Origin of the sequence: Entomohabitans teleogrylli, from assembly GCF_001484765.1 — a bacterium.
Classification (GTDB): Bacteria; Pseudomonadota; Gammaproteobacteria; order Enterobacterales; family Enterobacteriaceae; genus Entomohabitans; species Entomohabitans teleogrylli.
Map to the genome: position 1 here is coordinate 19865 of NZ_LLXO01000042.1, position 12508 is coordinate 32372.

A 12508-nucleotide genomic window follows, 5' to 3' on the forward strand; every position below is an offset into this window, starting at 1 on the left:
AAAAAACCCGCCGAAGCGGGTTTTTTATTAGCGAATGTCTGACGATCACTCGTTGTCAGAACCACCGAGACCGGCGTTCAGCAGCTCAGCCAGGTTAGCTGACGCTTCTTCTACGCTGACCTGCGGCGCAGCCGGGGCTTCACCGGAGGCGCGACGACGCATACGATCCTGATGGTATGCATAGCCGGTACCTGCCGGGATCAGACGACCTACGATCACGTTCTCTTTCAGACCGCGCAGTTCGTCGCGTTTGCCCGCAACGGCCGCTTCGGTCAGGACGCGAGTGGTCTCCTGGAACGATGCCGCGGAGATGAAGGACTCGGTTGCCAGAGACGCTTTGGTGATACCCAGCAGATCGCGCATATAGGTCGCGCTAATTTTGCCGTTCGTTTCCAGATCGCGGTTGGCGATCTTGACGCGTGAGTATTCCACCTGCTCGCCTTCCAGGAACTCGGAGCTGCCCGCACCCATGATTGTGACCTTACGCAGCATCTGGCGCACGATAACTTCGATGTGCTTATCGTTAATCTTAACGCCCTGCAGACGGTAAACGTCCTGCACTTCGTTAACGATATAACGGGTCACTGCCTGAACGCCACGCAGACGCAGGATGTCATGCGGAGATTCCGGACCATCGGAGATCACGTCGCCACGTTCAACGCGTTCACCTTCGAACACGTTAAGCTGACGCCATTTTGGAATCATCTCTTCATAAGCATCGCTGCCGTCCAGCGGGGTGATCACCAGGCGACGTTTACCTTTGGTTTCTTTACCGAAGGAAACCACACCGGCGATTTCCGCCAGGATAGCCGGCTCTTTCGGACGACGCGCTTCGAACAGGTCGGCAACGCGCGGCAGACCACCGGTAATATCCTTGGTACCGCCGGATTCCTGCGGCAGACGCGCCAGAGTGTCACCGGAGCTGATCTGCACACCGTCTTCCAGCTGAACAATCGCTTTACCCGGCAGGAAGTACTGTGCCGGCATATCGGTACCCGGGATCAGCACATCATTACCCTGGGCATCGACGATTTTCAGCGCCGGACGCAGGTCTTTACCGCCTGCGGTGCGCTCTGCGGAATCCAGCACCACCAGAGAAGACAGACCGGTCAATTCGTCAGTCTGACGGGTAATGGTCTGACCATCGATCATATCCGTAAAGCGAATAAAGCCGCTTACTTCAGTGATGACCGGCATAGTATGCGGGTCCCAGTTTGCGACGGTTTCACCGCCGGCAACCTGCTCGCCATCCCCCTTCGCCATCACTGCGCCGTAAGGCACTTTATAGCTCTCTTTGGTACGACCGAATTCGTCGATCAGCTTCAGCTCAGTATTACGGGAGGTAATCACCAGCTTACCGCTGGAGTTAACAACCGACTTGGCATTGCTAAGACGGATGCTACCTTTGTTTTTCACCTGGATGCTGGATTCAGCCGCCGCACGGGACGCCGCACCACCGATGTGGAACGTACGCATCGTCAGCTGTGTACCCGGCTCACCGATAGACTGTGCCGCGATAACGCCGATCGCCTCGCCTTTATTGATAATGTGGCCACGCGCCAGGTCACGACCGTAGCAGTGGGCACAAACGCCAAAGTCAGTGTCGCAGGATACCACCGAGCGCACTTTAACGGCGTCAACAGAGTTCACTTCCAGCAGGTCACACCACTGTTCATTGAGCAGCGTGTTGCGCGGAACCAGAATATCCGCGGTACCCGGCTTCAGCACGTCTTCCGCCGTCACACGACCCAGTACGCGATCGCGCAGCGGCTCTTTAACGTCGCCACCCTCGATAACCGGCGTCATCATGATACCTTCGTGGGTACCACAGTCGTCTTCGGTTACGACCAGATCCTGCGCCACGTCAACCAGACGACGGGTCAGGTAACCGGAGTTAGCGGTTTTCAGAGCGGTATCCGCCAGACCTTTACGCGCACCGTGAGTGGAGATGAAGTACTGGAGTACGTTCAGACCTTCACGGAAGTTCGCGGTGATCGGCGTTTCGATGATGGAACCGTCCGGCTTGGCCATCAGACCACGCATACCGGCCAGCTGACGAATCTGGGCCGCGGAACCACGCGCGCCAGAGTCGGCCATCATATAGATGCTGTTAAAGGAAACCTGCTGCTCTTCCTGACCGTCACGGTTAATCACGGTTTCGGTCTGCAGGTTGTCCATCATCGCCTTGGAAACGCGATCGTTCGCCGCGGCCCAAATATCGATAACTTTGTTGTAGCGTTCGCCTGCAGTTACCAGACCGGACTGGAACTGCTCCTGAATCTCGGCCACTTCGGCTTCGGCTTCGGCGATGATCTCGGCTTTTTTCGCCGGGATAACCATATCGTCGATACCAACGGAGGCGCCGGAACGCGCTGCATACGCAAAACCGGTATACATCGTCTGGTCAGCAAAGATAACCGTCGGCTTCAGGCCCAGAATGCGGTAACAGGTGTTCAGCATTTTGGAGATAGCTTTTTTGCCCAGCGGCTGGTTCACGATAGAGAACGGCAGACCTTTCGGCACAATCATCCACAAAATCGCACGACCCACAGTGGTGTCGATCAGACTGGTTTTGGCAACGAATTCGCCGTTCGCGTCTTTTTCGTATTCGGTGATACGCACTTTAACGCGAGCATGCAGCTCGGCCTGGCCAGAGCGATACAGACGTTCCGCTTCTTTCGGACCCGTCAGCACCATGCCTTCGCCTTTGGCGTTGATCTTGTCGCGGGTCATGTAGTACAGACCCAGTACCACGTCCTGAGACGGAACGATGATCGGCTCGCCGTTCGCCGGAGACAGGATGTTGTTGGTAGACATCATCAGCGCACGCGCTTCGAGCTGGGCTTCCAGGGTCAGCGGAACGTGAACAGCCATCTGGTCGCCGTCGAAGTCGGCGTTATAGGCCGCACATACCAGCGGATGCAGCTGAATAGCTTTACCTTCGATCAGTACCGGTTCAAACGCCTGGATACCCAGACGGTGCAGCGTCGGCGCACGGTTCAGCAGTACCGGGTGTTCGCGAATCACTTCGTCAAGGATATCCCAGACGACCGCTTCTTCGCGCTCAACCATTTTCTTCGCCGCTTTGATGGTGGTAGCAAGACCACGCAGCTCCAGCTTGCCGTAAATGAACGGTTTGAACAGCTCCAGCGCCATTTTCTTCGGCAGGCCGCACTGATGCAGACGCAGGTATGGACCTACGGTGATAACCGAACGACCGGAGTAGTCAACGCGCTTACCGAGCAGGTTCTGACGGAAACGACCCTGTTTACCTTTGATCATGTCGGCCAGAGATTTCAGCGGACGCTTGTTGGAACCGGTGATCGCACGACCGCGACGACCGTTATCCAGCAGGGCGTCTACCGCTTCCTGCAGCATACGTTTTTCGTTGCGTACGATGATGTCCGGCGCCGCCAGATCCAGCAGACGTTTCAGACGGTTGTTACGGTTAATCACGCGACGGTACAGATCGTTAAGATCCGACGTTGCGAAACGACCGCCATCCAGCGGAACCAGCGGACGCAGATCCGGCGGCAGTACCGGCAGCACGGTCAGGATCATCCACTCTGGTTTGTTACCAGACTGAACGAACGCTTCCAGCAGCTTGATACGCTTGGTCAGCTTCTTACGCTTGGTTTCGGAGTTGGTTTCGTTCAGCTCTTCGCGCAGGGTTTCACACTCCTGCTCCAGATCCATGCTCTTCAGTAGGGCCTGAATAGCTTCGGCGCCCATTTTGGCGTCGAATTCGTCACCGAACTCTTCCAGCGCGTCCAGATACTGCTCTTCAGTCAGGATCTGGCTACGTTCCAGATTGGTCATCCCGCCTTCGATAACCACATAGGATTCGAAGTACAGCACGCGTTCGATATCGCGCAGCGGCATATCAAGCAGCAGGCCAATACGGGACGGCAGCGATTTCAGGAACCAGATGTGTGCAGTCGGGGACGCCAGCTCGATGTGGCCCATACGCTCACGGCGTACTTTGGTCTGGGTCACTTCAACGCCGCACTTCTCACAAATAACACCACGGTGCTTCAGGCGCTTGTATTTACCGCACAGGCACTCATAGTCTTTTACCGGCCCAAAGATACGGGCGCAGAACAGACCGTCACGCTCAGGTTTGAACGTACGGTAGTTAATGGTTTCCGGCTTTTTCACTTCACCGAAAGACCAGGAACGGATCATGTCTGGCGAAGCCAGAGCAATTTTGATCGCATCAAACTCTTCGGTTTTAGTTTGCGCTTTCAGAAACTTTAATAAGTCTTTCACGGATTGGCTCCCGTCGGAGTTAGCACATTCCGCTGCCGGGTGTTATCCCGGCAGCGGTGACCTGTTTGAGCGAGAATTACTCGTCTTCCAGTTCGATGTTGATACCCAGCGAACGGATCTCTTTCAGCAGTACGTTGAAAGATTCCGGCATGCCCGGTTCCATCTGATGGTTGCCGTCCACGATGTTCTTATACATCTTGGTACGACCATTGACGTCATCAGACTTAACGGTGAGCATTTCCTGCAGGGTATAGGCGGCGCCGTAAGCTTCCAGCGCCCATACTTCCATCTCCCCGAAGCGCTGACCACCGAACTGCGCCTTACCACCCAGCGGCTGCTGAGTAACCAGGCTGTAAGAACCGGTGGAACGAGCGTGCATTTTGTCGTCGACCAGGTGGTTCAGTTTAAGCATGTACATGTAACCCACGGTTACCGGACGCTCGAACTGCTCACCGGTGCGGCCGTCAAACAGGGTGATCTGACCGGAAGTCGGCAGATCGCCCAGTTGCAGCAGCTCTTTGATTTCCGCTTCTTTGGCGCCATCGAACACGGGTGTAGCGATCGGCATACCTTTTTTCAGGTTTTCCGCCAGACGCAGCACTTCTTCATCGCTGAAGGTGTTCAGATCAACTCTCTGACGAACGTCAGCGCCGAGATCGTAAGCACGCTGGATGAACTCGCGCAGTTTCGCGACTTCCTGCTGCTGCTTGAGCATGGCGTTGATCTTGTCGCCGATACCTTTCGCCGCCATCCCCAGGTGAGTTTCCAGAATCTGACCGATGTTCATACGCGACGGTACGCCCAGCGGGTTCAGAACGATATCTACCGGCGTGCCGTTTTCATCGTAAGGCATATCTTCGATCGGGTTGATCTTGGAGATAACACCTTTGTTACCATGGCGGCCCGCCATCTTATCGCCCGGCTGGATCTGACGTTTAACGGCCAGATACACCTTAACGATCTTCAGTACGCCCGGCGCCAGATCGTCGCCCTGAGTGATCTTGCGACGCTTGGCTTCGAGTTTCTTCTCGAACTCGTGCTTCAGTTCGTCATACTGCTCAGCCAGCTGTTCCAGCTGATTCTGTTTGTCTTCGTCGGTCAGGCCCAGTTCCAGCCAGCGGTCGCGCGGCAGTTTGTCGAGCTTCTCAGCTTCAACGCCACCAGAGACCAGCACGGTGTGGATACGAGCAAACAGGCCGGCTTCAAGGATCTGCAGCTCTTCAGACAGGTCTTTCTTCGCCTGCTTGAGCTGCATCTCTTCGATTTCCAGCGCGCGTTTGTCTTTTTCAACGCCGTCACGGGTGAAGACCTGAACGTCGATAACGGTACCGGAAACGCCGTTCGGCACGCGCAGAGACGAGTCTTTAACGTCAGACGCTTTCTCACCGAAGATCGCACGCAGCAGTTTTTCTTCCGGCGTCAGCTGGGTTTCGCCTTTCGGCGTTACCTTACCAACCAGAATGTCGCCGCCGGTCACTTCCGCACCGATATAAACGATACCGGATTCATCCAGTTTGGAGAGCGCCGCTTCACCCACGTTCGGGATGTCTGCGGTGATCTCTTCCGGCCCCAGCTTGGTGTCACGGGACACGCACGCCAGTTCCTGAATGTGGATGGTGGTGAAACGGTCTTCCTGAACCACACGCTCGGAAACGAGGATGGAGTCTTCGAAGTTGTAACCATTCCACGGCATGAACGCCACGCGCATGTTCTGACCGAGCGCCAGTTCACCGAGGTCGGTAGACGGACCATCTGCCAGCACGTCGCCGCGCTCAACCGGCTCGCCCAGAGACACACACGGCATCTGGTTGATACAGGTGTTCTGGTTAGAACGGGTGTACTTGGTCAGGTTATAGATGTCGATACCGGCTTCGCCCGGATACATCTCGTCTTCGTTAACTTTGATAACGATACGGGAAGCATCCACGTACTGGACGGTACCGCCGCGCTTAGCCACCGCGGTCACACCGGAGTCAACGGCTACCGCACGCTCCATACCGGTACCAACCAGCGGCTTATCAGCGCGCAGCGTTGGAACCGCCTGACGTTGCATGTTCGCACCCATCAATGCACGGTTGGCGTCATCGTGCTCCAGGAATGGGATCAGGGACGCACCCACGGAAACCACCTGCTGGGTGGAAACGTCCATATAGTCAACCTGATCGGCGCTGAACAGGCTGGATTCGCCTTTACTACGGCAAGTGACCAGATCGTCAACGAAGCGACCTTCGTCCGACAGGTTGGTGTTCGCCTGAGCGATAACGTAGTTACCTTCCTCAATCGCGGACAGGTAATGAATTTCATCAGTTACCACACCGTCAGTCACTTTACGATACGGCGTTTCCAGGAAGCCGTATTCGTTAGTCTGCGCATACACCGACAGGGAGTTGATCAGACCGATGTTCGGACCTTCAGGCGTCTCGATCGGACATACACGACCGTAGTGGGTCGGGTGAACGTCTCGAACTTCGAAGCCTGCGCGCTCACGGGTCAGACCACCCGGGCCAAGTGCGGAGATACGACGTTTGTGGGTGATCTCAGACAGCGGGTTGTTCTGGTCCATAAACTGAGACAGCTGGCTGGAGCCGAAGAACTCTTTCACCGCCGCGGAAATCGGCTTGGCGTTGATCATGTCCTGAGGCATCAGGGTGTCCAGATCGCCCAGCGACAGACGCTCTTTTACCGCGCGCTCTACGCGCACCAGGCCGACGCGGAACTGGTTTTCCGCCATTTCGCCCACGGAACGGATACGACGGTTGCCGAGGTGGTCGATATCGTCCACTTCGCCTTTGCCGTTACGGATATCGATGAGCTTTTTCATGACATCAATGATGTCTTCTTTGCTCAGAATACCGGAGCCTTCAATGTCGTCACGCAGCAGAGAACGGTTGAACTTCATACGACCAACCGCAGACAGATCATAGCGGTCTTCAGAGAAGAACAGATTCTCGAACAGGCTTTCCGCCGCTTCACGCGTCGGCGGCTCACCCGGGCGCATCATGCGGTAGATTTCTACCAGCGCGCTCAGACGATCGGTCGTCGGGTCGATACGTACCGTCTCTGACATGTACGGACCATGATCCAGATCGTTGGTGAACAGCGTTTCAATACGTTTGTAACCGGCCTGGCTCAGCTTCGCCAGCAGATCCAGCGACAGCTCCATGTTAGCCGGGCAAATCAGTTCACCGGTAGACTGGTCGATATAATCTTTAGAGGCGACTTTGCCGGCAATGTACTCAACCGGAACTTCGATGTGCTTAACATCGTCTTTTTCCAGCTGGCGGATGTGGCGCGCGGTAATACGGCGGCCTTTTTCCACATACACTTTGCCATTCGCTTCAATGTCAAAGGAGGCGGTTTCGCCGCGCAGACGCTCCGGCACCAGCTCCATCTGCAGCTTGTTATCGCGAATTTCGAAGACAACTTTTTCAAAGAACAGATCGAGAATCTGCTCAGTGGTGTAATCCAGCGCGCGCAGGATAATGGTTGCCGGCAACTTACGACGACGGTCGATACGGACAAACAGGTTGTCTTTCGGATCGAACTCAAAGTCCAGCCAGGAACCACGGTAAGGAATGATGCGTGCGTTATACAGCACCTTACCGGAAGAGTGAGTTTTACCTTTGTCGGAGTCAAAGAAGACGCCAGGACTACGGTGCAGCTGAGAAACGATAACGCGCTCAGTACCGTTAATCACAAAGGTACCGTTATCGGTCATGAGCGGGATTTCGCCCATGTAGACTTCTTGCTCTTTAATGTCTTTTACTGTGCCTTCCGGCGCTTCGCGCTCATAGATCACCAGACGCAATTTTACGCGCAGCGGTGCGGAATAGGTCACGCCGCGGATCTGGCACTCTTTGACATCAAAGACAGGTTCGCCAAGACGGTAGCTGACATACTGCAGTTCCGAATTACCGCTGTAGCTCTGAATCGGGAATACGGAGCGGAAAGCCGCTTCAAGACCGTACTGCCCTTCAGGATCTTGCTCGATAAACTTCTGGAACGAGTCAAGCTGGATAGAAAGGAGATAGGGAACATCCAGTACTTGTGGACGTTTACCAAAATCCTTACGAATACGTTTTTTCTCGGTATAGGAGTAAACCATAGGGTTCCTCAGCTCGCTGACAAGTCGACCCACTCTGCCCATTGACGGGACAGTTTATGCAACACTATTTTGTTGACCGGAAAATGGATACTTTCCGCAATACCTGTTTCTATCACTCTTAAATCATTTCATTGCGATTTACACAGGATTCACGTCCTGTCGCAGTATATTAAGTCGTCGATAGAAACAAGCATTGAAAGGCAAACCAGCAGTCAAACAGTGTGAAACACTGCCGGCGCCCTACAGCGCAAAAAGGCTGGTGACCAAAAAGTCACCAGCCATCAGCCTAATCGCTCAGGCTGCAACCGGAAGGGTTGGCTTATTTAACTTCAACTTCAGCGCCAGCTTCTTCCAGAGATTTTTTCAGAGCTTCAGCGTCATCTTTGCTCACGCCTTCTTTCAGAGCGGCCGGAGCAGATTCTACCAGGTCTTTAGCTTCTTTCAGACCCAGGCCAGTTGCGCCACGTACTGCTTTGATAACAGCTACTTTGTTAGCGCCAGCGGCTTTCAGAATAACGTCGAATTCAGTTTTCTCTTCAGCAGCTTCAGCCGGGCCAGCAGCTACAGCTACAGCGGCAGCAGCAGAAACACCGAATTTTTCTTCCATTGCAGAAACCAGTTCAACAACGTCCATTACGGACATAGCGGCAACTGCTTCGATGATTTGATCTTTAGTGATAGACATTTAAATTGTTCCTGAAAATCAGAATAAAGTTTATACGTTAGCAAGCATGTGAGGGAAAAAAGCGCGCTTACGCAGCTTCTTTCGCATCGCGTACAGCAGCCAGAGTACGAACCAGTTTGCCGGCAGCGGCTTCTTTCATGGTCGACATCAGGCGTGCAATTGCTTCTTCGTAAGTCGGCAGAGTTGCCAGGCGATCGATCTGGGACGCCGGGATCAGCTCACCTTCAAAGGCAGCGGCTTTGACCTCAAATTTTGCATTCGCTTTCGCGAACTCTTTGAACAGACGAGCAGCTGCGCCCGGGTGTTCCATAGAGTATGCAATCAGGGTCGGACCAACAAACGCGTCTTTCAGGCACTCAAACTGAGTACCTTCAACAACACGGCGCATCAGAGTGTTGCGAACAACACGCATGTAAACGCCGGCTTCGCGACCTGCTTTACGCAGTTCGGTCATTTTATCTACGGAAACGCCGCGAGAATCGGCAACAACCGCAGACAGCGCGCCTTTGGCTACTTCGCTGACTTCAGCAACAATCGCTTGTTTGTCTTGAAGATTTAAAGCCATTAGCTTTTTGCTCCTGGATTTTGCCGGGACAGAGTCCCGGAACTCACTTCACGCTAAATCAGGATGATAAAGCGCGTCGAAAATACGGTGAGCAGAAACAAGCCAAAGACTACATAAAATATTCTTTAGGTTCTGTCACCGTCTACGCAGGAAATTAAGCCCTTGCGGGGCGCCTGCGGTCTTGGACGGAGGCCTGGATAAGGCCAGGCTCCAACCACAAATTCTGTCTGTTCCGGATAACCAGAACAATGGGCGTAAGATTGTAGACAAATCCGCCGCCCACGTAAAGGCGAATATTAGTTCGCCGCTGCAGCGCTCAGGGTAGCCTGATCGACGGCAACGCCAGCACCCATGGTGGTGGAGATGCTAACTTTCTTGATGTACACGCCTTTCGCAGTTGCCGGCTTAGCTTTTTTCAGCGCGCCCAGCAGTGCTTCCAGGTTTTCTTTCAGTTTGTCAGTATCGAAATCCACTTTACCGATGGTGGTGTGGATGATGCCGTTTTTGTCGTTACGATAGCGAACCTGGCCGGCTTTAGCGTTTTTAACCGCTTCGGCAACGTTCGGAGTAACGGTACCCACTTTCGGGTTCGGCATCAGGCCGCGCGGCCCCAGAACCTGGCCCAGTTGGCCAACAACGCGCATTGCATCCGGAGAAGCAATAACAACGTCGAAGTTCATTTCGCCTTTCTTGATCTGCTCTGCCAGATCTTCCATACCTACCAGCTCTGCGCCAGCGGCTTTAGCCGCTTCAGCGTTCGGGCCCTGGGTAAATACGGCTACGCGAACAGAACGACCGGTACCGTGCGGCAGTACAGTCGCGCCACGTACGTTCTGATCAGATTTACGTGCGTCGATGCCGAGGTTTACGGCAACGTCCACGCTTTCAACAAATTTAGCAGTGGCCAGCTCTTTGAGCAGGGCAACGGCTTCGTTGATGTCATACTGTTTAGTTACATCAACTTTCTCACGGATCACGCGCATGCGCTTGGTCAGTTTAGCCATTGTCTTAGTCCTCCACTACCAGGCCCATGGAACGTGCAGTACCTTCGATAGAGCGAGTCATCGCTTCAATGTCGGCACCAGTCATGTCGGCAGCTTTGGTCTGCGCGATTTCCTGCAGCTGAGCGCGGGAAATTTTACCCACTTTGTCTTTGTTCGGTTTACCAGAACCAGACTTGATGCCCGCTGCTTTTTTCAGCAGAACGGCAGCCGGGGGGGTCTTGGTAATAAAGGTGAAAGAACGGTCAGCATAAACGGTGATAACAACCGGGATCGGCAGACCTTTCTCCATGGAATCCGTTTTGGCGTTGAACGCTTTACAGAATTCCATGATGTTCACACCCTGCTGACCCAGAGCCGGACCAACTGGCGGACTCGGGTTAGCCATACCAGCTGCAACCTGCAGCTTAACGTAGGCCTGGACTTTCTTAGCCATTGCAATTTCCTCTGATTGGGTAATAACGCCTTACACATCTTCCCCCCAGGCCGCTTCATCGCTGAGATCAACCTGATTGATTTTGTGTAATTTACGGCTCCCCGTGATTAAATAATCGTTTTACGGGCAGTTGGCCCGCAAAAACAAAAGGCGCGAAATTGTATGCCAGTTTCGCGCCTCATGCAACATCTGAACGATGTAATGACTGTCGTCAGGCCTTCTCGACCTGGCTGAAGTCAAGTTCCACCGGGGTGGAGCGACCAAAAATAGAAACCGACACTTTCAGGCGGCTCTTCTCGTAGTCGACTTCTTCAACAACGCCGTTAAAGTCAGCGAACGGACCGTCATTAACACGCACCATTTCACCCGGTTCAAACAGCGTCTTCGGACGCGGCTTATCACCCACCTGCTGCAGGCGGTTCATAATCGCATCAACTTCTTTATCGCTGATCGGCGCGGGGCGATCAGATGTCCCGCCAATGAACCCCATCACGCGCGGAACGCTGCGCACCAGGTGCCAGCTCGCGTCATTCATCACCATTTGAACCAGTACATAACCCGGAAAAAACTTGCGCTCGCTTTTGCGGCGCTGACCGCCACGGATTTCCACCACTTCTTCGGTAGGAACCATGACTTCGCCAAATAACTCTTCCATGTTATGTAATTTGATATGCTCGCGCAGCGATGTCGCTACGCGGCCTTCAAAACCGGAAAACGCCTGAACGACGTACCAGCGCTTTTTGGGAGCTTCAGACATCTCAGAACCTCAGGCCAGTGATTAAGGATACCAGGCGAACCAGAATACCATCCAGTCCCCACAGGATCAGTGACATTACAGCCGTTACCGCAGCCACAATCAGCGTGGTGTGCAGTGTTTCCTGGCGCGTGGGCCAAATCACCTTGCGGACTTCGGTTCTCGCTTCACGGGCAAAGGCAACGGTGGCCTTACCTTTTGTCGTCAACAGCGCGACACCACCCGCTGCAGCAATCAGAATTACCACTGCAAGGGCACGCAACGGCAGAGTGATGTCACGATAGAGGTAGTTGCCCACCACTGCTGCAATCAGCAGAACGGCGACAACCAGCCACTTCATCGCATCCAGGCCGCGGCCGCTTCCTTGAGTTTCGGTATTCGCACTCATAAACCAACCTGTCACAAATAAGTCAGACAAACATTTTCGCCCCGCAGAAGCGAGGCAAACCAAACCGAAAACGCATTACCTACAAATTACCGACTGCAGGGATATATCAGCTTCGGTATATACGCTATCTACAGAGCCTGTCTCAGCAATGATTATGAGAAAAAAATCACTGATGAGCCAGGTTCTGGTTCGAGAGCGTGCAAAAAGGGCATCAAATGATGCCCTTTTCATGCGCATTGCGTCAAATGTTATCAGCAATAATTAGCTGAGAACTTTAGCAACAACGCCCGCGCCAACGGTACGGC

Annotated in this window: 8 protein-coding genes; all 8 read right to left on the reverse strand. The window is 54.0% G+C overall.

What is annotated here, in order from left to right; all coding sequences use genetic code 11:
- Positions 1 to 45 precede the first annotated feature (45 nt).
- Positions 46 to 4269, reverse strand: coding sequence for a DNA-directed RNA polymerase subunit beta' (gene rpoC / locus AQ981_RS23695; RefSeq protein ID WP_058914232.1), 4224 nt, complete (start codon positions 4267 to 4269; stop codon positions 46 to 48).
- 76 nt (positions 4270 to 4345) lie between these two features.
- Positions 4346 to 8374, reverse strand: coding sequence for a DNA-directed RNA polymerase subunit beta (gene rpoB / locus AQ981_RS23700; RefSeq protein ID WP_058914233.1), 4029 nt, complete (start codon positions 8372 to 8374; stop codon positions 4346 to 4348).
- 319 nt (positions 8375 to 8693) lie between these two features.
- Positions 8694 to 9059 (reverse strand): 50S ribosomal protein L7/L12, encoded by a 366-nt coding sequence (gene rplL, locus AQ981_RS23705; protein ID WP_002445276.1) that lies wholly within the window; start codon positions 9057 to 9059, stop codon positions 8694 to 8696.
- Positions 9060 to 9126: 67 nt separating this feature from the next.
- On the reverse strand, positions 9127 to 9624 hold the full coding sequence (gene rplJ / locus AQ981_RS23710) for a 50S ribosomal protein L10 (RefSeq protein ID WP_058914234.1): 498 nt from the start codon (positions 9622 to 9624) through the stop codon (positions 9127 to 9129).
- A 296-nt stretch (positions 9625 to 9920) separates the two neighbouring features.
- Complete coding sequence (gene rplA / locus AQ981_RS23715) at positions 9921 to 10628, reverse strand: 50S ribosomal protein L1 (protein WP_058914235.1); 708 nt, start codon at positions 10626 to 10628, stop codon at positions 9921 to 9923.
- A 4-nt stretch (positions 10629 to 10632) separates the two neighbouring features.
- The gene (gene rplK / locus AQ981_RS23720; RefSeq protein WP_058914236.1) at positions 10633 to 11061 is read right to left on the reverse strand and encodes a 50S ribosomal protein L11; all 429 of its coding nucleotides are present in this window, start codon (positions 11059 to 11061) and stop codon (positions 10633 to 10635) included.
- Positions 11062 to 11272: 211 nt separating this feature from the next.
- Positions 11273 to 11818: a transcription termination/antitermination protein NusG gene (nusG, locus tag AQ981_RS23725; RefSeq protein ID WP_058914237.1), complete on the reverse strand. Its 546-nt coding sequence runs from the start codon at positions 11816 to 11818 to the stop codon at positions 11273 to 11275.
- Between the two features lies 1 nt (position 11819).
- Entirely contained in the window at positions 11820 to 12203 is a 384-nt protein-coding gene (secE, locus tag AQ981_RS23730) for a preprotein translocase subunit SecE (protein WP_058914238.1), read from the reverse strand.
- Positions 12204 to 12508: the final 305 nt, after the last annotated feature.